Source organism: Streptomyces sp. NPDC003943, assembly GCF_053605265.1.
The window spans coordinates 31,377-50,768 of record NZ_JBSGIW010000060.1; the positions used below are offsets into that span (position 1 = coordinate 31,377).

The 19,392-nt window shown below is 71.9% G+C and carries 23 protein-coding genes; 8 read left to right on the plus strand and 15 right to left on the minus strand.

What is annotated here, in order from left to right; genetic code table 11:
* Positions 1 to 108: 108 nt before the first annotated feature.
* Positions 109 to 534, plus strand: a complete 426-nt coding sequence (gene dtd / locus ACWEV0_RS23520) for a D-aminoacyl-tRNA deacylase (protein ID WP_451605299.1) — start codon at positions 109 to 111, stop codon at positions 532 to 534.
* A gap of 88 nt (positions 535 to 622) precedes the next feature.
* On the opposite strand, the gene ygfZ is transcribed toward dtd, so the two are convergent.
* From ygfZ to ACWEV0_RS23550, 6 genes are all read right to left on the minus strand, one after another.
* A complete protein-coding gene (gene ygfZ, locus ACWEV0_RS23525; protein ID WP_453151377.1) occupies positions 623 to 1,588 on the minus strand; it encodes a CAF17-like 4Fe-4S cluster assembly/insertion protein YgfZ in 966 nt (321 codons plus the stop codon).
* A gap of 24 nt (positions 1,589 to 1,612) precedes the next feature.
* Positions 1,613 to 2,050 (minus strand): Fur family transcriptional regulator, encoded by a 438-nt coding sequence (locus ACWEV0_RS23530; protein ID WP_453151378.1) that lies wholly within the window; start codon positions 2,048 to 2,050, stop codon positions 1,613 to 1,615.
* 45 nt (positions 2,051 to 2,095) lie between these two features.
* Positions 2,096 to 2,668, minus strand: coding sequence for an FABP family protein (locus ACWEV0_RS23535; RefSeq protein ID WP_453151379.1), 573 nt, complete (start codon positions 2,666 to 2,668; stop codon positions 2,096 to 2,098).
* 236 nt (positions 2,669 to 2,904) lie between these two features.
* Positions 2,905 to 3,780, minus strand: a complete 876-nt coding sequence (locus ACWEV0_RS23540) for a hypothetical protein (RefSeq protein ID WP_453151381.1) — start codon at positions 3,778 to 3,780, stop codon at positions 2,905 to 2,907.
* Positions 3,777 to 4,655, minus strand: coding sequence for a hypothetical protein (locus ACWEV0_RS23545; RefSeq protein ID WP_453151383.1), 879 nt, complete (start codon positions 4,653 to 4,655; stop codon positions 3,777 to 3,779). Before ACWEV0_RS23545 ends, ACWEV0_RS23540 begins: the two co-directional genes overlap by 4 nt.
* Entirely contained in the window at positions 4,652 to 5,320 is a 669-nt protein-coding gene (locus ACWEV0_RS23550) for a hypothetical protein (protein WP_453151384.1), read from the minus strand. Before ACWEV0_RS23550 ends, ACWEV0_RS23545 begins: the two co-directional genes overlap by 4 nt.
* A gap of 307 nt (positions 5,321 to 5,627) precedes the next feature.
* Between ACWEV0_RS23550 and ACWEV0_RS23555 the strand changes: the two genes are divergently transcribed.
* The gene (locus ACWEV0_RS23555; protein WP_451605292.1) at positions 5,628 to 5,990 is read left to right on the plus strand and encodes a DsrE family protein; all 363 of its coding nucleotides are present in this window, start codon (positions 5,628 to 5,630) and stop codon (positions 5,988 to 5,990) included.
* A 33-nt stretch (positions 5,991 to 6,023) separates the two neighbouring features.
* Here ACWEV0_RS23555 and ACWEV0_RS23560 read toward each other — a convergent pair whose 3' ends face one another.
* The 7 genes from ACWEV0_RS23560 to ACWEV0_RS23590 form a co-directional block, all read right to left on the minus strand.
* Entirely contained in the window at positions 6,024 to 6,326 is a 303-nt protein-coding gene (locus tag ACWEV0_RS23560) for a DUF3099 domain-containing protein (protein ID WP_453151398.1), read from the minus strand.
* Positions 6,327 to 6,422: 96 nt separating this feature from the next.
* Positions 6,423 to 6,710, minus strand: coding sequence for a DUF1416 domain-containing protein (locus ACWEV0_RS23565; protein WP_128977887.1), 288 nt, complete (start codon positions 6,708 to 6,710; stop codon positions 6,423 to 6,425).
* A 37-nt stretch (positions 6,711 to 6,747) separates the two neighbouring features.
* Positions 6,748 to 7,593 carry a sulfurtransferase gene (locus tag ACWEV0_RS23570; RefSeq protein WP_453151385.1) on the minus strand — a complete coding sequence of 282 codons (846 nt, stop codon included), beginning with the start codon at positions 7,591 to 7,593 and terminating at the stop codon, positions 6,748 to 6,750.
* Between the two features lie 573 nt (positions 7,594 to 8,166).
* Positions 8,167 to 8,859: an LmeA family phospholipid-binding protein gene (locus ACWEV0_RS23575; protein ID WP_453151386.1), complete on the minus strand. Its 693-nt coding sequence runs from the start codon at positions 8,857 to 8,859 to the stop codon at positions 8,167 to 8,169.
* Between the two features lie 100 nt (positions 8,860 to 8,959).
* Positions 8,960 to 10,129, minus strand: a complete 1,170-nt coding sequence (locus tag ACWEV0_RS23580) for a hypothetical protein (RefSeq protein WP_453151388.1) — start codon at positions 10,127 to 10,129, stop codon at positions 8,960 to 8,962.
* 22 nt (positions 10,130 to 10,151) lie between these two features.
* Positions 10,152 to 10,406: a MoaD/ThiS family protein gene (locus ACWEV0_RS23585; RefSeq protein WP_403799962.1), complete on the minus strand. Its 255-nt coding sequence runs from the start codon at positions 10,404 to 10,406 to the stop codon at positions 10,152 to 10,154.
* A gap of 45 nt (positions 10,407 to 10,451) precedes the next feature.
* Positions 10,452 to 11,312, minus strand: coding sequence for an alpha/beta hydrolase (locus tag ACWEV0_RS23590; protein ID WP_453151390.1), 861 nt, complete (start codon positions 11,310 to 11,312; stop codon positions 10,452 to 10,454).
* 192 nt (positions 11,313 to 11,504) lie between these two features.
* Between ACWEV0_RS23590 and ACWEV0_RS23595 the strand changes: the two genes are divergently transcribed.
* From ACWEV0_RS23595 to ACWEV0_RS23615, 5 genes are all read left to right on the plus strand, one after another.
* Positions 11,505 to 12,344, plus strand: coding sequence for a response regulator transcription factor (locus tag ACWEV0_RS23595; RefSeq protein WP_453151391.1), 840 nt, complete (start codon positions 11,505 to 11,507; stop codon positions 12,342 to 12,344).
* 61 nt (positions 12,345 to 12,405) lie between these two features.
* Positions 12,406 to 13,431, plus strand: a complete 1,026-nt coding sequence (locus tag ACWEV0_RS23600; protein ID WP_403799970.1) for a LacI family DNA-binding transcriptional regulator — start codon at positions 12,406 to 12,408, stop codon at positions 13,429 to 13,431.
* Positions 13,432 to 13,537: 106 nt separating this feature from the next.
* Positions 13,538 to 14,602, plus strand: a complete 1,065-nt coding sequence (locus tag ACWEV0_RS23605; protein WP_453151392.1) for a S1C family serine protease — start codon at positions 13,538 to 13,540, stop codon at positions 14,600 to 14,602.
* A gap of 29 nt (positions 14,603 to 14,631) precedes the next feature.
* On the plus strand, positions 14,632 to 15,396 hold the full coding sequence (locus ACWEV0_RS23610; protein WP_453151399.1) for a response regulator transcription factor: 765 nt from the start codon (positions 14,632 to 14,634) through the stop codon (positions 15,394 to 15,396).
* A gap of 2 nt (positions 15,397 to 15,398) precedes the next feature.
* On the plus strand, positions 15,399 to 16,793 hold the full coding sequence (locus ACWEV0_RS23615; protein WP_453151393.1) for a sensor histidine kinase: 1,395 nt from the start codon (positions 15,399 to 15,401) through the stop codon (positions 16,791 to 16,793).
* Positions 16,794 to 16,852: 59 nt separating this feature from the next.
* Here ACWEV0_RS23615 and ACWEV0_RS23620 read toward each other — a convergent pair whose 3' ends face one another.
* Together ACWEV0_RS23620 and ACWEV0_RS23625 are read right to left on the minus strand one after the other, a co-directional pair.
* Positions 16,853 to 17,707 (minus strand): phosphatidylinositol-specific phospholipase C, encoded by an 855-nt coding sequence (locus tag ACWEV0_RS23620; protein ID WP_453151394.1) that lies wholly within the window; start codon positions 17,705 to 17,707, stop codon positions 16,853 to 16,855.
* A gap of 54 nt (positions 17,708 to 17,761) precedes the next feature.
* Positions 17,762 to 18,322 (minus strand): TetR/AcrR family transcriptional regulator, encoded by a 561-nt coding sequence (locus tag ACWEV0_RS23625; RefSeq protein WP_453151395.1) that lies wholly within the window; start codon positions 18,320 to 18,322, stop codon positions 17,762 to 17,764.
* 152 nt (positions 18,323 to 18,474) lie between these two features.
* On the opposite strand from ACWEV0_RS23625, the gene ACWEV0_RS23630 reads away from it, so the two are divergent.
* The gene (locus tag ACWEV0_RS23630) at positions 18,475 to 19,254 is read left to right on the plus strand and encodes an alpha/beta fold hydrolase (RefSeq protein ID WP_453151396.1); all 780 of its coding nucleotides are present in this window, start codon (positions 18,475 to 18,477) and stop codon (positions 19,252 to 19,254) included.
* Positions 19,255 to 19,392: the final 138 nt, after the last annotated feature.

Genomic DNA, 19,392 nt, shown 5'->3' on the forward strand with positions numbered 1-19,392 from the left:
TGCGGTCGGCCGCACCGCCTGAGAGGCATGGTGCCACTCGCGCACAGGCCGACGCAGGCGGTCTGCACCCGTTCGGCCCTGCCCGTATCAGTCTGTAGGTTGGTCCGTATGCGAGCAGTGGTGCAGAGGGTCGACGGCGCGAGCGTCGTCGTCGCAGGGGAGACCGTCGGCGAGATCGTCGGCGAGGGGCTTTGCGTGCTGGTCGGGGTGACCCACGACGACACGCCGGAGAAGGCCGCGCAATTGGCCAGAAAGCTCTGGTCCGTCCGAGTGCTGGAGGGCGAGAAGTCCTGCTCCGACGTGAACGCGCCGCTGCTCGTCATCTCTCAGTTCACGCTCTACGGAGACGCCCGCAAGGGCCGCCGCCCCACCTGGAACGCCGCCGCGCCCGGCCCGGTCGCCGAACCGCTGGTCGACGAGGTGGTCGCGCAGCTGCGGGCGCTCGGCGCGCGCGTGGAGACGGGCCGGTTCGGAGCGGACATGCGCGTCTCGCTCACGAATCACGGCCCGTTCACGGTGCTTCTGGACGTCTGACAGCCGACGGTTCACGGCTCAGGCGTACGGATCAGCGGTACGGCTCAGGCGTACGGCTCAGACGTACGCGTCAGAGGGAGGCGTACGCCTACGGCTCGACGATCGTCTCCTGCGCGGCCGCCGTCGTGCCCGCGATCAGCTCGGCGTCCACCGGCACGTTCCGCTTCACCAGCGCGAGGGCGATCGGGCCCAGCTCGTGGTGGCGCACCGCGGTCGTGACGAAGCCCAGCTGGCGGCCCTCCACCCCGTCGGCGGCGAGCCGGACCGGGTCGCCGTGCGCCGGCAGGTGCACCTCGCTGCCGTCCAGGTGCAGGAAGACCAGGCGGCGCGGCGGCTTGCCCAGGTTGTGGACGCGGGCGACCGTCTCCTGGCCTCGGTAGCAGCCCTTCTGGAGGTGGACGGCGCTGCCGATGACGCCGATCTCGTGCGGGATGGTCCGGTGGTCGGTCTCGAAGCCGAGCCGCGGCCGGTGCTGCTCGACGCGCAGCGCCTCGTACGCGAGGATGCCGGCGGCCGGGCCGTGCGAGGCGGCGAAGGACTCCAGGTCCGCGCGCGGCAGGAACAGGTCGCGGCCGTGCGCCGTCTCCCGTACGACCACGCCCTCGGGCGCGGCGGCGATGGAGCCGGCCGGCAGGTGGACGACGGCGAAGTCGTCGGTGCGGTCGGCGACGTCCACCCGGTAGAAGAACTTCATCGAGTCCAGGTACGCGAGGAGCTCGGCCTGGGTGCCCGGCTCGACGTGCGCCCACACCGTCTCGCCGTCGTCGACGAGGTACAGCGCGTGCTCGATGTGTCCGTTCGCGGAGAGGATCAGCGCGTCCGTGGCCTGGCCGACGGGGAGGGCGCTGACGTGCTGGGTGAGCAGCAGGTGCAGCCAGCTCAGCCGGTCGGCGCCGGTGACGGCGATGACACCGCGGTGCGAGAGGTCCACGAAACCGGTGCCGTCGGCGAGGGTCCGCTGCTCGCGGAACAGGTCGCCGTAGTGGGCGGCGACGCCTTCGTCACGGCCTTCGGCGGGGACGGCGCCGGGCAGGGACAGCAGTGGGCTCTTCATGGATGAAAGCGTACGACTCCGCGGCTACGACTCCGCGGCCGCGTGCTTCCGTGCGCAGTCCCGGCACTGCCCGAAGATCGCGAAGTGCTTCATGTCGGTCTCGAAGCCGAAGGTCTCGCGGAGCTTGCCGGTGAACTCGGCCGCGATCTCCACGTCCGCCTCGATGACCTCCGAGCAGTCCCGGCAGACCAGGTGCAGATGGTGGTGCCGGTCGGCGAGGTGGTAGGTCGGCGCCCCGTGCCCCAGATGGGCGTGACTGACCAGACCGAGCTCCTCCAGGAGCTCCAGGGTCCGGTAGACGGTGGAGATGTTGACGCCGGAGGCGGTCTTGCGGACCTCGACGAGGATGTCGTCCGGAGTCGCGTGCTCCAGCGCGTCGACGGCCTCCAGGACAAGCTGGCGCTGGGGCGTCAGCCGGTAGCCGCGCTGCCGCAGGTCGCTCTTCCAGTCGGTGCTCACCACGCCCCCCAGTGTAGGAGGGCGTGGCCGGAGCGCCGAGGGGCTTGACTACTTGAAGAAGGCGATGCCGTCGTCCGGCATGTCGGGGAGGTTGCGCGCCATCTCGGCGACCTCCTCCGGGGTGACGACCTTCTTCAGGTGCGCCGACATGTACGGGCGCAGCGGGACCTCGGGGGTGGCCTTCTCGCCGACCCACATGAGGTCGCTCTTGACGTAGCCGTAGAGGCGCTTGCCGCCGCTGTACGGGCCGGAGGCCGCGGTGCGCGCGACGGCGTCCGTCGCGATGTCGATCTGCGGCTTCTGGTCGGCGAGCTCGCCGTACCAGACCTCGACGATGCCCTGGTCGCGGACCATGACGATCTCGACCTTGCGGTCCTTGTCGATGCGCCAGTAGCCGCTCTCGCTCTCCAGCGGGCGGACCTTGTTGCCGTCGGCGTCCAGGACCCACGAGTGCGAGTGGTACTCGATGAAGTCGCGGCCGTCGTGGCTGAACGTCACGGACTGGCCGAAGTTGCACTTCTCGGCGCCGGGGAAGTCGGACACACCGGCGCCCTCCCACGTGCCCAGCAGGAACGCGAGGGGGACGAGCTCGGGATTGAGGTCGGACGGGATCTGGATCATGAGCAGCTCAGGCGATCTGTTCTCGTTCGGTTGTTAGCGCTGGCCCTGGTACAGCTTCTTCACGGTCAGACCCGCGAAGGCGAGGACCGCGACACAGACGAGCGCCAGCAGAGTTTCGAAGAAGACGATCACTTGATGCTCCTCGGTGAGCGGTGAAGGCGGAACGGGCCGGACCCCAGCTTAGTGGGCGAGGGGCCCGGCCCTCTCGGTGAGGTGGGTCTCGCGGCGGGGAGTCCTCAGCCGAGCAGCTGGTTCTGCAGAATCACGGTCTGCTGGAACGGCACGGCGAGGGCCTCTCCCTTGCGGGACTGGACGACCAGCGCGAGCGTGTCGCCCGCCTGGATGTAGGCCCAGCGGGTCTGCTCGGGGCCGTACGGCTTGGTCTCCGCAACCGTGTACAGCGCCGTGTCGTCGACCCGCACGCCGGTACCGAGCGAGTCGCTCTCGACGACCCCGGTACCGTCCAGCGGCAGGGTGTCCGACGAGCCGACGCTCAGCGCCTCGTCCTTGAAGGCCTCCGAGAAGCCGACCGACTTGAACCGCAGCAGGTAGACGGCGCTCTTCGTGCCGTCCGGCATGGTCCAGGCGCGGGCGGCGACGTGGCGCAGCGCGGAGTCGTCGATGGCCTGCCGCAGCAGATCGCGCCGCTCCTTCGGGTAGAGGGACAGATAGTCGTCGACACTCACCCAGCCGCCGGCCCGCTTCGGGTCCACGGTCGCCCCGGCCGGCGCCGGCAGCACGAGTGCGCGCAGGTCGGCGTAGTGGATCTCGCCTTCGTTGCCGTCGGTGAAGGGGCGCGGCGCGCCCTCCGGCAGCGCCGGGAGGCTCAGCTTCGGGTACTCCCAGCGGCCGTCGTTCGCGGTCGCGAGCCCGGGCACGTCGGTGCGCTCCATGGCCGTGATCGCCGCGGCGGTCCCGGCGCCGAGGCCGCCGCAGACGACGAGCGCGGCGGTCCAGAGGGCGACGGCGCGCAGCACACGCCCCCGGGGCTTCGCCGGGCCGGCGGCCGGGGCCGCGGTAAGGGTTTCAGCGGCCTCCGGGGCTTCCGGGGGCGTTGTCGGCTCGGCGGTCTCCGGCGCCTCGGGGGCGGTCTGCGGCTCGGTCTCGCTCATACGTACTCCCCCGGGGACTTGATGTGGTCGAGTTGCTTCTTCACCAGCTCGGCGACGGCGGACTTGTCGAAGGGCCGACTGCCCGAGGCGTTGACCGAGACGAAGTACCCGGACTCGTTCGCGGAGCAGACCATGCCGTCGAGGCCGTCGTCGCCCTTGCCCTTGCCGTTGCCCTTGTCCTTCGGCTTCGGCATCGCGAAGCAGGACGCGTTCTTGTGGTCCGCGATCTTCGGGCCCTTGGGGAACCCGAGCATGTCGGCGATCTCGGTCTGCATCCTGCGCAGATCGGCGCCGAACCGCTTGTCCTTCAGGTGCACGACCTGCACCTCGACCACGAGGTCGTCGTCCTCGGAGGCGTAGGAGCGCACGGCGATGCCCTGGATGCCGAGCTTCTCGATCCGCTTGTCGAAGTCGCGGCGCTTCTTGCCGGAGAGGCCCTTGCCCTGCTGCTTGACCAGGGCGACCGCGTCGCGTGCGGAGAGTTCGCCGTCGTTGCCGTACCGGTCGACGTCCGGGCCGAGCACGTATCCCTCGGGGACCGGCAGCAGCAGCTTGCTCAGCGGCGTCGACGCCCTGCCGTGCACGACCGAGTCGGCGGCCGGGTCCTTGCTCTCCGCGTCACCGGTCGCGTCCGGGGCCGGTTCCACCCAGCCGACCGTGGGCGAGTGGCGCTCGGCACCCGCGACCGTGACGCCGGTGTAGGTCCCGCCGGCGGCGAGGCCGAGCACGAGTACGCCGCCGAGGACGTACGGGAACAGGCGGCGGGGCTTGCGCGACGCGGGTGCGGGTGCGGGCACGTCTCCGGGCGCGGGCGCGGGTGCGTCGGTGACGGCGCCGGCGTCGAGGCCGGCGTTCGGGGTGGTTTCCTCGCTCACAGGCGCTCCAGCTGCCGCTCGGCCAGCGAGGAGATCTCCTTCTGGCTGATCTTCTTGGTGTCCGTCACGAAGATCTCGATCGCGACGTCGCCACGGTGGACGTACGCGCGGGCCTCGTAGATGTCGAGGTAGCCCGCCTTGTGCTTCACCGGAAGCACGTAGGTGCGCCCCTCGGCGCTGCCCTTGACCGGCTGGCCGTAACCGGCCTCGTCCTCCATGAACCCGCGCTGGTCGGCCGAGTGGTCGGCGGCGCCCTGGGAGCTGCCGGAACGGAACTGCACCAGGTTGATCTGGGTGAACTTGAACTGGCCGGTGCGCCAGCCCTCACTGGCGACCCGGCGGATGCCGCCGTCCAGCAGGTACTGGAACTCGCCGCCCGGCCCGTCGAAGTCCGAGGCGTACGAGGCGAGGCTCAGCCAGCCGTCCTGGGGGACGAAGTCGGCCTTCCTGGCGCCCGCCGGCTTCGGCAGCAGCAGCTTGCTCAGGTCCCCGTCGGTCTTCAGACCGCGGTCTTCCGCCGCCGACAGCGGCTCCGGCTCCTTGCCCTTCGGGAGCGGCTTCGCCGGGTAGGCGAGGCCCTGCTGGTTGAGGGGCGGGAGCGGGGTGGGCTCGCGCTCGGCCTGGATGCCGTAGCCCACCGCCGTACCGCCGACGATGCCGAGCACGGCGGCGACGGCGATCAGCGCGACCGCACGGCCGACCCGGCGACGCGGAGCCGGATCAGGAACCGGAGAAGGAACCGGAGAAGGAACCGGAGACGGCACCGAAGCCGGGGCCGGAACCGGCACCTGCGCAGGTATCGGCGCCGGATCGGGCTCGGGCGCCGGGGTGATTTGAGCGGATCTCACCGCTTCTGAGGCTTCCAAAGCAGTCCCCCCACGAGACTAGAAGCGCGGATTCCGTATCACCGCGCACCCAACTGACCCGTGAGTGATGCATGGGGTTGCCTCGGACCGCATTACAGTTCGGTATATGGCGAAGAAGCTCGTGATCAAGGTGACCGCCGGTGCCGACGCCCCGGAACGCTGCTCCCAGGCCTTCACGGTGGCCGCCGTCGCCGTCGCCAGTGGCGTCGAGGTCTCGCTCTGGCTGACCGGCGAGTCCTCCTGGTTCGCCCTGCCGGGCCGCGCGGCCGAGTTCGAGCTCCCGCACGCCGCACCGCTGCCGGACCTGATCGACTCGATCCTCGCGGCCGGCCGCGTCACCCTCTGCACCCAGTGCGCCGCCCGCCGCGAGATCACCGAGGACGACGTGCTCAAGGGCGTCCGCATCGCGGGTGCGCAGGTCTTCGTCCAGGAGGCCATGGCGGACGAGACCCAGGCTCTCGTCTACTGACTCCCTGACTCCCCGACTCCCGGCATCCCCGTTCTACGAGTCCCGGTCGCGCTTCTTGCCGTCCAGCTCGTCCCACCACTCGTCGGACTGCTTGTCGCCGCTGGGATCGTCCCACCAGCGGTCGTCCGGCCCCCGCCGGTTCGCGACCATCGCCGCGACCGGCGGGATGAGCATGGCGACCAGACACATGGCGATGGCGGCAGGGACCGAGAAGAGGCGCACGACGGCCCAGGCGCCCACGAAAAGCACCAGGCAGACGCCCATCATCCAGAAGTAGACGCGTCGTCGCCGTGCGTACACACCTTCAGAGTACGACCGGAAGGCGGCCGCGGACAGGCGTGCGGGCAGACCGAAGGGCCGTGCCTCAAGTCCCGGAAAGCGTCCAACCCCCCAGGAGGCACGGCCCCACGGCCGTTCAGTGGTGCGGTGGTGTCACACCGCGATGGCGACCTCCGCGAGGCCACCCTTCTGGGCCACGACCTGACGGTCGGCGGTGCCGCCCGGGACCAGGGCGCGGACGGTCCAGGTGCCCTCGGCCGCGTAGAAGCGGAACTGGCCGGTGGCGGAGGTGGGGACCTCGGCCGTGAACTCGCCGGTGGAGTCGAGGAGGCGGACGTAACCGGTGACGGGCTCGCCGTCCTTGGTCACGTAGCCCTGGATCGTGGTCTCACCGGGCTTGATCGTCGAGGCGTCGGGGCCGCCGGGCTGCGCTCCGCACATGTCAGGAATCCTTACGGTCGAAGAGGGGAGGGAGGTCTTACTTGTTGGCGCCGAGCTCGATCGGCACGCCCACGAGGGAGCCGTACTCGGTCCACGAGCCGTCGTAGTTCTTGACGTTCTCGACACCGAGCAGCTCGTGCAGGACGAACCAGGTGAGCGCGGAGCGCTCGCCGATGCGGCAGTAGGCGATGGAGTCCTTCGCCAGGTCGACCTGCTCGTCGGCGTAGAGGGCCTTGAGCTCCTCGTCCGACTTGAAGGTGCCGTCGTCGTTGGCGTTCTTCGACCAGGGGATGTTGCGGGCGGACGGGACGTGGCCCGGACGCTGCGACTGCTCCTGCGGGAGGTGCGCCGGGGCGAGCAGCTTGCCGGAGAACTCGTCGGGCGAGCGCACGTCGACGATGTTCTGGTTGCCGATCGCGGCCACGACGTCGTCGCGGAAGGCGCGGATCGAGGTGTCCTGGGCCTTGGCCTTGTACTCGGTGGCCGGGCGGTTCGGGACCTCGGAGCCGTCGACCAGGTCGCGGGAGTCGAGCTCCCACTTCTTGCGGCCGCCGTCGAGCAGCTTGACGTCCTGGTGGCCGTACAGCTTGAAGTACCAGTAGGCGTACGACGCGAACCAGTTGTTGTTGCCGCCGTAGAGGACGACCGTGGTGTCGTTGGCGATGCCCTTGGCCGAGAGGAGCTTCTCGAAGCCCTCCTGGTCGATGAAGTCGCGGCGGACCGGGTCCTGGAGGTCCTTCGTCCAGTCGATCCGGATCGCGTTCTTGATGTGGTTCTTGTCGTACGCCGAGGTGTCCTCGTCGACCTCGACCAGGGCGACCTGCGGGTTGTCGAGGTTGGCCTCGACCCAGTCGGCGTCGACCAGGACGTCGCTGCGAGCCATGCTGTTTCTCCTCCGGGGCAGTGTGCGGCGGTGTCGTGCGGGGTGGTGCGGTGCCGGTACGCGTCGGTGTGCATGCGGCGGTTGCCGGGTGCGTGCGGACGACGGCGTACGGCGGCGCAGGGGTGGCCCCGACATCACGTCGGAGGGCCTGAGGAAATACGGGACGAGGTGCGTCCCGCTCAGACTGAGCGACAGAGCATGGCGGCGATGCGGCACAGGTCTACTGCCCGCCGCTTCGTGAGATCCGCCTGTCGCTTCATGACCACGATCGTAGGGACGGACAGGTGGCCGTGTCACCGGCGTGTCGTATTTTGAGACGCGATCGTCCGGCATTCGGGACGCGAAAAGGGCACGGAACACCCCGGAGGGCCCGCGGACAGCGGGCTTGGCCATCGTTTCTACGGATCGGACGTGACTGTCTCAGAATGTGATCAGAAGGCTTCGGCGGCGGTTCTGAGGCTCCGCGGGCGCGGCCAGGACGCCGTCAGGACCTCGCCAGGACGCCATCGGGAGGCCATCGGGACGCCGTCGGGACGCCGTCAGGGCCCCGTCGGGACGCGGTCAGGGCGTTGGTCAGGACGCCGTCAGGACCACGTTCTCGCCCGCCACCGTCACCGCGAGGCCGTCCTCGCGCGGCTCCACCTTCGTCAGCCGCATGCCCTTCGGCAGCCCCTCGACCCGCCAGTCGAAGTCCGTGCGGGCCCGCACCAGCTTCTCCAGGCCCGGGATGCCCTCGCCGGGCACCTCGTCCGCCCGCACCCGGATGGTGTCGCCGTCCACCAGGGTCACCGTGGACGTCACCGTGCGGGTGAGGACCTGCCCCAGGAACCGCACCCCGCCCGTCACCTTCAGCTTGCCGGCGCCGCCGTACGCGACCTTCGCGTCCTCGCCGGAGGCGGCGGCCAGGTCCGGGTACGAGGTCAGGGCCGTGCCGCTCGCGGTGCGGGCGCGCTCGATCGCGTAGTCGTCGTTCAGGGTGACGTCGTGCAGCGCGGCGGTCAGCTCGCCGATGCGCACCGGGTGGCCACCGGCGGTGGTCCGGACGCCGGTCAGCGCCACGTCGACCTCGCCGAACCGCTTGCCCGCCACCTGGGTGAGGAACGGGAAGCCCTTGATGTCGACGTCCGTGGACTCGGCCCGCACGCTGCCGAGCCGCACCCCGTCGGCCGCCTCCGACTCCGCGTAGGCGGCGGCCAGCCGGTCCACGCCGACGAGGATTCCGCCGAGCACCACGGCAAGGATCAGCACCGTCCGCAGCGCTCGCATCGCCCACATCCTCCTCGTCAACCAGCAAAAGGTCCGGCCCTCCGACACGAAGATCGACGTGTCGGAGGGCCGGTCGGTTCCCCAGGGGCGTTTCGCGGACCTACGCGAGCACCCTGCCCAGCAGGTAGACGGCGGGCACGGCGGCCGTCAGCGGCAGCGCCACACCAGCCGTCATGTGCACGAACCGCGACGGGTAGTCGTAGCTCGCCACCCGCAGGCCGACCAGCGCGCACACCCCGGCGCCCAGGCCGAGCAGCGCCCCGCCGGTGCCCAGGTCGGTGAAGCCGCCGGCCGCGATGCCACCGCCCGCCGCGGCGAGCAGGGCCACGACGATCGAGACGGGGCCGGGCAGCGGGACCGCCCGGGCGACGACCGCGGCGGCCACGGCCACGGCGCCGACGACGACCGCGTCCGGGTCGGCGCCGAGGTGTCCGGCGGCCAGGATCGCGAGCGCGGAGGACACGACCGTCGCCATCAGGCCGTACATCCGCTCGTCCGGGTCGGCGTGGCTGCGCAGCTGCAGCACCAGCGTCAGCAGCACCCACACGCCGAGCGTCCCGATGATCGCCCCTGGCGCGTTCTCCCGGCCGACCGCCAGCAGCGCCGCGTCCGCGACGACGCCGCCGAGGAAGGCGAGCGCGATGCCCTGCCGGGCCGGCCACATTCCGTTGAGCCGGAACCAGCCGGCCGCGGTGACCGCCTGCAGCAGGAGCAGCGGGACGAGCAGCGCGTACGAGCCGAGCGCCGCGCCGGCGGCGAGCAGCAAGCCGAGCACGGCCGTCAGCGCGGCCGGCTGCATGCCGGGCTCGATGATCGGCGAGCGGCCCTCGGCGCGGGCCCGCTGGGCGTCGGTGACCCGGGCGGTGCCGGAGGTGGTGGGTGCGGAGTACTCGGCGGCGGCGGGCGCACCGGCGGAAGCCGGGGCTTCGTACGCGGCCGGGGCGGGCGCGGCGACGGCAGCCGGGGCGGCCGCCTGGGCCTCGTACGCGGCCGCGGCCGGGGCCGGGGGCTCGTACGCGGCCGGGGCCTCGTACGCCGCCTCGGGCGGCAGCGGGTGGCCGCCGGTCACCGGCTGCTGCGCGTAGTCGTACTGGCCCTGCGGTGCCGGATACGCGTTGTCGTACGAGACGGGCGCCTGCGGCCGCACCGTCGGCTGGTACTGCGTGTCCCAGGTCTGGCCCTGCCACGTCTGGGTGACCTCGGGGTCAAAGGACTGACCGGCCTGGGCCCCGGCCTGGGGGTCGTACGGGTACTGCTGATCACTGCTCATGGTGTCGGTTCACCCTCCTGCGTCACCCTCCTGCGAACGGGGGGAGCACCTCGACCGTGCCGCCCTCGGCCAGCCGTACCGTCTCATGCGCGCGCGTCCCGACGGGGTCGCCGTCGATCAGGAACGAACAACGCAGGAGGACCCGCGCCAGCTCGCCGGGGTGCCGCTCGCGGGCGGCGTCGAGCGCCTCCGCGAGGGTGTCGGCCGCGTACGGCTCCTCGGCGACTCCGGCGGCGGCCTTCGCCGCGGCCCAGTAGCGGATGGTTCCCGCTGCCATGACGGCGCTCCCTTCGTTCGTGTGCGCGCCGCCCCCCATGATGGGCTATGGCCGGGCCAGCCAGCTCCCGAGGCGGCTCAGCAGCTCGTCGCCGGCCGCGTTCTCCGCGTGGCCCATGCCCCGCTCCAGCCACAGCTCGGCCGGGGTGCCGGCCCGCTCGGCCGCGGCGGCCAGCATCCGGGGGTGGTCGACGGGGAAGTACGGGTCGCGGTCGCCGTGCACGATCAGCAGCGGCGTCGGCGCGATCAGCGGCACCGCCTCGACCGGCGAGAGCGGCACCGGATCCCAGTCCCTGGTGTCGATCCTGGTCCCGAGCCCGTAGCGCCCGACGAGCCGGCCGAGCGGCCTGGTGATCACCCAGTGGACGCGGCGCATCTGGGGCGTGCCCCGGTAGTACCAGCGGGCGGGGGCGGACACGGCGGCCACCGCGTCCGGGCGGGCGGCCGCCTCCTTCTCGACCGCCGCGTGCCGCAGCACCACCGAGCCGCCCATCGAGAAGCCGACCGTGACCACGCGCCGGTGGCCGAGCTCGCGCGCCCAGCGGACGGCTGCGGACAGGTCGAGGACCTCGCGGTCGCCGACGGTGGAGCGGCCGCCGGAGCGGCCGTGGCCGCGGAAGGAGAAGGAGACGACGTCGGCGTGGGTGCGGAAGGCGGCGACGGCGCGGCGGAGCGCGGGGCGGTCGACCGAGCCGGTGAACCCGTGCGCCACGACGACGGCCGTATCGGTGACACTTGCGGTGGAGGGTTCGTAAACCGCCTCGATCCGGACACCGTCATCGGTACGGAGGTACGTACGCAGACCGGTGGGCCGATCGGCACGGAGATCCGTACGCGGACCGGTGGGCAGGTCGGCGCGGCGGGTGTCCTCCAGAGGGCCGGAAGTGATCTGAGAAACATCCACCATGTGAAATCGCCCCTCTGCCTCGGAACTCATGTCCGCTATTCTGCTGGCAGAGGATCCGGGCACCGCAGCCCCCGGGTCCTTTTGTGTTTTCCGACCGTTGTTACGGACAGGTGAACAAAAGCTCTCGGGTCGCGAGGGTCGAGGAGGAACCGACGTCATGGACGATCCGACGATTCAGGCAGGAGGGGCGCGATGAGTTCCCTGCTGCTCCTGACCAACGCCCTCCAGCCGTCGGCCGAGGTGCTGCCCGCGCTCGGCCTGCTGCTGCACAACGTGCGCGTGGCCCCCGCCGAGGGCCCGGCCCTGGTGGACACCCCGGGCGCCGACGTGATCCTGGTGGACGGGCGGCGCGATCTGCCGCAGATCCGCTCGCTCTGCCAGCTGCTGCGCTCCACGGGGCCCGGCTGTCCGCTGATCCTGGTCGTGACGGAGGGCGGGCTCGCGGCCGTCACCGCCGACTGGGGCATCGACGACGTGCTGCTCGACACCGCGGGGCCGGCCGAGGTCGAGGCGCGGCTGCGCCTGGCGATGGGCCGGCAGCAGATCACCGTCGACGACTCCCCGATGGAGATCCGCAACGGCGACCTGTCGGTGGACGAGGCCACCTACAGCGCGAAGCTGAAGGGCCGGGTCCTGGACCTGACCTTCAAGGAGTTCGAGCTGCTCAAGTACCTCGCCCAGCACCCGGGCCGGGTCTTCACCCGGGCCCAGCTGCTCCAGGAGGTCTGGGGCTACGACTACTTCGGCGGCACCCGAACGGTCGACGTGCACGTACGGCGGCTGCGGGCGAAGCTCGGCGTCGAGCACGAGTCGCTGATCGGCACCGTACGCAACGTCGGCTACCGCTTCGTGACGCCCGAGAAGCCGGACCGGTCGGAGCGGACGGACCGGGCCGAGAGCCGTCCTGGGCCGGGTGCGAGGTCCGGCTCGGGGTCCGGCTCGGCCTCCGGGTCGGGGTCCGCCTCGGGGTCGAAGGCGGAGGCGCGCGTCAAGGACGACGCGCGGGAGCTCACTCCGGCGGAGGACCGTTAACGTGGCGTATGCCACAGGGCGACCTGCCGGTAGATAGGTCACCCCGCGTAGACTGCCGCGCGTGGCCAAGGTGACGCGGGATGACGTGGCGCGACTGGCGGGTACTTCCACCGCGGTCGTGAGTTACGTGATCAACAACGGACCCCGGCCGGTCGCCCCGGCCACGCGCGAGCGTGTCCTCGCAGCGATCAAGGAACTGGGCTACCGGCCGGACCGGGTGGCCCAGGCCATGGCGTCCCGCCGCACCGACCTCATAGGCATGGTCGTCCCGGACGCCCGCCAGCCCTTCTTCGCCGAGATGGCGCACGCGGTCGAGCAGGCCGCCGCCGAGCGCGGAAAGATGGTCCTGGTCGGCAACTCCGACTACCGCACCGAGCGCGAGATCCACTATCTGCGCGCCTTCCTCGGCATGCGGGTCTCCGGACTGATCCTGGTCAGCCAGGGCATGAGCGAGCAGGCCGCGAGCGAGATCGAGGCCTGGGACGCGCGCGTGGTGCTGCTGCACGAGCGGCCCGAGGCGATCGACGACGTCGCCGTCGTCACGGACGACATCGGCGGCGCCCAGCTCGCCACCCGGCACCTCCTGGAGCACGGCCACGAGTACGTGGCCTGCATGGGCGGCATCCCCAACACCCCGGCCGTCGGCGACCCGGTCGCCGACCACGAGGAGGGCTGGCGGCGGGCCATGCTGGAGGCGGGCCGCTCGGTCGAGGGCCGGCTCTTCCAGGCCCCGTACAACCGCTACGACGCCTACAAGGTCGCGCTGGAGGTCCTGTCCGGCCCGGACCGGCCGCCGGCCATCTTCTGCTCGACGGACGACCAGGCGCTCGGCGTGCTGCGGGCCGCCCGCGAGCTGCGCATCGACGTGCCGACGGAGCTCGCGGTGGCGGGCTTCGACGACGTCAAGGAGGCGGCGCTCGCCGATCCGCCGCTGACCACGGTGTACTCGGACCGCCCGGCGATGGCGCGCGCGGCGGTGGACCTGGTCCTCGACGACTCGCTGCGGGTGGCGGGCTCGCGCCGCGAGCGGGTGAAGCAGTTCCCGTCGGCGCTGATCGTGCGCAGGTCCTGCGGCTGCGCCCACTGACGCGGCAGCGCGGCACCCAGGTCTTTATTTCGGGCATACAGGCTTCTGTCGGGCTTCTCACCCCGTCCTCAGACGGTTCTCATCTACGGCTCCGAGAGTCATAGCCATGACGGACAACCAGGAGCCCCAGCCGCAGCAGCAGCCGTACTACCCGCCGCGTCCCCCGTACGACCCGGCACAGCCGTTCCAGCCGGAGCCCGGCACCACCGTCTGGCCCGCGGGCGGGCATCTGCCGCCCGCGGCTCCCCCGGCCCCCGCACCGCACCGCCGCCGCGCCAAGCGCGGCGTCGGTCTGCTCGCGGCCGTGGCCATCGCCGCGGCCGCCGTCGGCGGCGGCACGGCGACGCTCGTCGAGCGCTGGATGTCCGACGGCACCCCGACCGCCTCCGCGCCGAGCAGCGTGAGCGGTACGAACGTGTCGGCGGGCACCAAGGGCACGGTCGCCGGGGTCGCGCAGGCCGTCTCGCCGTCCATCGTGGAGATCTCGGCGAGCTCGAACGCGGGCAAGTCCACCGGCTCCGGCGTGATCATCACCTCCGACGGCGAGATCGTCACCAACAACCACGTCGTCGCCGGCGCCTCCTCCGTCACCGTGCAGCTCAGCGACGGCAAGACGTACGACGCCAGGGTCGTCGGCACCGACCCCGACAAGGACCTCGCGCTGATCAAGCTGGAGGGCGCCTCCGGTCTGAAGGCCGCCACCCTCGGCGACTCGTCCAAGATCCAGGTCGGCGACCAGGTCGTGGCCATCGGCTCGCCCGAGGGCCTGACCGGCACCGTCACGAGCGGCATCGTCTCCGCGCTGAACCGCGACGTGACCGTCGCGAAGGAGGACGGCGGCGGCCAGGACGGCGGCGGCCAGGGGCAGCGGTACGACCCCCGGCAGGGCTGGCCGTTCGAGTTCGGCGGACAGCAGTTCAACGGCGACACGGGCTCGTCGAAGACCACCTACAAGGCGATCCAGACCGACGCCTCCCTCAATCCCGGGAATTCCGGCGGCGCGCTGATCAATATGAACGGCGAGATCATCGGGATCAATTCGGCCATGTATTCGCCCAGTTCCTCGGCCGGTTCGAGCAGCTCGGCGGGGAGCGTCGGGCTCGGATTCGCGATCCCGGTGAACACCCTCAAGGCCGACCTGGACCAGCTGCGCGCGGGCGGCTCGAACTGAACACGTGGGACGCTGACCCCATGAGTGGCATGAGTGGCCAGCAGCATGATGACGAGCGCATCCTCATCGTCGACGACGAGCCCGCCGTCCGCGAGGCCCTGCGACGGTCCCTCGCCTTCGAGGGGTACGGGACGGAGGACGCCGTCGACGGGCTCGACGCGCTCGCCAAGCTGGAGTCGTACGGCCCCGATCTCGTCGTCCTCGACGTGCAGATGCCCCGCATGGACGGCCTCACCGCCGCCCGCCGGATCCGCGCGTCCGGCTCGACCGTGCCGATCCTGATGCTGACCGCCCGCGACACCGTCGGCGACCGGGTCACCGGCCTCGACGCGGGCGCGGACGACTACCTCGTGAAGCCGTTCGAGCTCGACGAGCTGTTCGCGCGGATCCGGGCGCTGCTGCGGCGCAGCTCGTACGCGGCGCAGCAGCGGCAGCCTGCGGACGACGCCGGGGCCGGTGACGTGATGGCGTTCGAGGACCTGCGGATGGACCTGGCCACCCGGGAGGTGACGCGGGGCGGGCGCCGGGTGGAGCTGACCCGTACCGAGTTCACGCTCCTGGAGATGTTCCTGGCGCACCCGCGGCAGGTGCTCACCCGCGAGCAGATCCTCAAGGCCGTGTGGGGCTTCGACTTCGAGCCCAGCTCGAACTCCCTGGACGTGTACGTGATGTACCTGCGGCGCAAGACGGAGGCGGGCGGCGAGCCGCGCCTCGTCCACACGGTGCGCGGCGTCGGCTACGTACTCCGGGGCGGGGCCGGCGGACCGGGCGGCACCGGCGGGGGCCCGGAGTGACCGTGCCCCACCCGGTCGCCTGGTTCCGGTCCCGGCCGCTGCGCTCCCGGCTGGCGCTGCTGACCGCGCTCGCGGTGGCGGTCGCGGTGGCCGCGGTGTCGCTGGCCTGCTGGTTCGTGACCCGGGCGCAGCTGGAGAGCGAGCTGGACTCCAGCCTGCGCGGCAGCAAGGTCGACAACACGTATCTGAACCTGGTGCTCGGCGGCTGCCGCACCGACACCCGGGTGCCGCCCCTGCCCCCGTACACCGTGCAGATCGTCCTGGCCGACGGCACCGTCTGCACCTCCGGCAAGGCCCCGATCCCGGCGCAGGACGCGGACGTGGCCGTGGCGCAGGGACTGCTCACGGACACGCTGCACACGACCAGGGACGACGACGGCCGCGAGATGCGGGTCTACACGTACGACCAGCCGGGCCGGATCGGCATGGCGGTGTCGCTGGCCCGGCCGCTGTCCGAGGTCGACAACTCGATGAACACGCTGGCCTGGGTGCTGCTCCTCGTCTCCGGCATCGGGGTCGTCGGCGCGGGCGCGGCCGGCCTGTGGGTGGCGCGGACCGGTCTCGCGCCGGTGGACCGGCTGACGGGCGCGGTCGAGCACGTGGCGGCGACCGAGGACCTGACCGTGCGGATCCCGGTGGAGGGCGAGGACGAGATCGCCCGGCTGTCCCGGTCCTTCAACGCGATGACGGCGGCGCTCGCCACCTCCCGGGACCGGCAGGCCCGGCTGATCGCCGACGCTGGCCACGAGCTGCGCACGCCGCTGACCTCGCTGCGCACCAACATCGAGCTGCTCGCGCGGAGCGAGCAGACGGGCCGGGCGCTGCCGCCGGACGACCGGCGGGCCCTGATGGCCTCGGTCAAGGCCCAGATGACGGAGCTGGCGTCGCTGATCGGCGACCTCCAGGAACTCGCCCGCCCCGAGGCCGCCGCCCCCGGCCCGCTGGAGGTCGTGGCGCTGCACACCATCCTCCGTTCGGCCCTGGACCGGGCCCGGCTGCGCGGCCCCGAGCTGACCTTCGAGACGGACCTGGCGCCCTGGTACGTACGGGCGGAGCCGGCCGCGCTGGAGCGGGCGCTGGTCAACGTCCTGGACAACGCGGTGAAGTTCTCGCCGCCGCGCGGCACGGTCGAGGTGCGGCTGATGCGCGGCGAGCTGACCGTGCGCGACCACGGCCCGGGCATCCCGGCCGACGAACTCCCGCACGTCTTCGACCGCTTCTGGCGCTCCCCGTCGGCCCGCAGCCTGCCGGGCTCGGGCCTCGGCCTGTCGATCGTCGCCCGTACGGTCGGCCAGGCGGGCGGCACGGTGGCGCTGACCCCGGCGGAGGGCGGCGGCACGGTGGCGACGGTCACGCTCCCGGGCGCGCCGACGCCGCCTCCGGACGCGGCGGCCTGACGAAGCGGGCGCGGAGCCGCTGCTGCCTTGAGCTCCGCCCCGGTTCCCGTGCCGTGGGCCTAGTTGTGCCGGATGAGCGCCTCCACGAGCCCCGCGTTGGTGTTGGGGAAGTCGAGCGGGACGATGCCGAGGCCCCGCCAGGTGGTCGCCTCGGCGCTGTCGAGGAGGGAGTGGACCTGGGGGTTGAGGCGGTCGGCGTTCCAGCGGGGCGGGAGGCCGGCGGCGGTGGAGACGAAGTTGACGTAGAACGGGCCCGGTTGGGCGGCCGCCTTGCGGAACTGGGCCTGGATCCTGGGCCACTTGGCGAAGGGCTCGGCCTGGTAGTCGTCCTGGACGTCGAAGTAGGCGCCGTCGGCCCAGCGCAGCCCGGGCAGTCCGGCGTTGTCGGCGAGCAGGACGACCCGGCCGCGGGACTCGCCGAGGGTCGGGACGCCGGAGCCGATGCGGAAGAGCGGGCGCCAGCCGCGGTTGTCGAGGTAGTCGTCGAAGATCGCGCGGAAGGTGGCGTCGGACTCGGTCGAGTACTCCTGCTTGACCCGCATGAGGACGGTCTCGGTGGGGTGCGCGGCGAGGAAGTCCCAGCAGGCGCCGAGGACGTCGCCGAACATCAGGTTCTGGTAGTACGCCCCGTGGTGGATGGCGAACGAGCCGCCGGTCACCCGGCACCGTACGTCCAGGAAGCGGATGCCGCTGTCGAGCTGCTGGGCGATGGTGGTGTTCTGGCACTCGGTCCACAGGCCGCCGTAGCGGGCGCCGGAGTCGTGGGTGCCGGGGATCGTGAGCCTCTGGAGCGGGGTGGGGTCGCCGTGCGCGGCCATCCAGTCCTGAACGGCTGTCGCGTGCGCGGGTGGGGCGCCCAGGAGCAGGGCGGCACCGGCTGCGCCGGCGCCCGCGAGAAAGCGTCGTCGGTCCATGGCCGCACTATGGCAGCGCTTGACGTGCTCCTGCCATAGCCGTGCAGCGACTTCCTACCGACGGGTATCCGGATCGATCCGCTCCGCCAGCGCGCGCAGCCCGACCGCCAACTCCCTTGGGTCCGGCGCCGCCTGAGGATCGGTCAGCCACTGGACCATGACGCCGCTGAGCAGCGCCATGTGGACCGAGCCGAGCGTCCGCACGTCCTCCTCGGCGACCTCCTCCTCCCGCACGCCCCTGAGCTGCGCGGCCGCCCCGCGACGCCCCTCCCGCTGACCGGCCGCGAGCAGCGCGAGCAGCTCGGGCGAGGTCTGCGCGTGCACGAACGCCTCGACGCTCGCGAGCCAGAGCCAGCGCTGCTCCCCGAACGAGCGGATCTTGCCGGCCCACAGCTCCTCGAAGCCGCCGGCCGCCCCGCCGAACTCCTCGCCCCACTCCTCCATCGCCGCGAAGAGCGCCTGGTTGAGCAGGGCCTCGCGGGAGCCGAAGTGATAGCCGATGGCGGCCATGGAGACGCCGGAGGCGGTGGCGATGTCGCGGACGGTGGTGCGCAGGTACCCCTTCTCCTCCAGGCAGCGCCGGGCTCCGGCCAGCAGTTTCTCGCGGTTTCCCATGCGGGGATGGTACGGCCGCGGCGGCGCGGGGCAGCTTTTGGACAAGCGATCTATACGTTTGTATTGCGCGCTTGCCCAATCCCTGCCTACAGTCGGGCCATCGCCGCCGAGCAGCCGACCGGCGAACCGGCCGACAAGCCAAGGAGCCCGCCATGCGCAAGGAACTCACCACCACCGACGGCCGCACGCTCTCCTACCTGGACTTCACCCCCGACAGCGCCGGCCGCCCCCTGCTCGCCCTGCACGGCCACCTCTCCGAAGGCGCCTCCTTCGCGCACCTCGCCGAGGCCCTCGGCCCCGCGTGGCGGGTCGTCGCCCTCGACCAGCGCGGCCACGGCGACTCCGACCGCGCCCCCGACTACCGCCGCGAGGGCTACGTCTCCGATGCGCTGGCCCTCCTCGACCACCTGGACCTGGACCGGGTCGCCCTCGTCGGCCACTCGCTCGGCGCGGTCAACGCGTACCACCTGGCCGCCGCACAGCCCGAGCGGTTCACCGGCCTCGTCTCCGTCGACACCGCGGCCCATCTCCCCGAGACCGGCACCAGCCCGCTCGCCTTCGTCCTCGGCTTCCCCTACACCGCCCCCACCCGCGACGAACTCACCGCCGCCTGCGGCCCCGTCGGCCCGATGATCGCCCCGGCGCTGCGCCCCCACCCGGACGGCTGGCGGCTCCCCTTCCACCCCCAGGACACCGTCGACTCCGAGACCCTCGTCCACGGCGACCACCGCCCCGCCTGGCTCGCCTCCGCCTGCCCCGCCCTCGTCATCCACGGCACCGCCAGCCAGGTCCTCACCGCCGCCCACGCCCACGAGATGACGACCAGCCGCCCCCGCACCACCCTGGTCGAGCTCGACACCGACCACTTCGTGCAGCTGAAGGACCCGCGGGGCTTCGAGAAGGCAGTCGGAGAGTTCCTGGCCACGCTGTGAACGGCACTCCGACCACCGCCTCGGAAACGCCGAAGGGGCGGCACACCGCCGACACCAGTTGCAGGACCGCCAAGCGCAAACCAGCGTTACTTTGGTAGTTAACACCCCCCGCCTCCCCCACTTCCCCCCACACCAGAT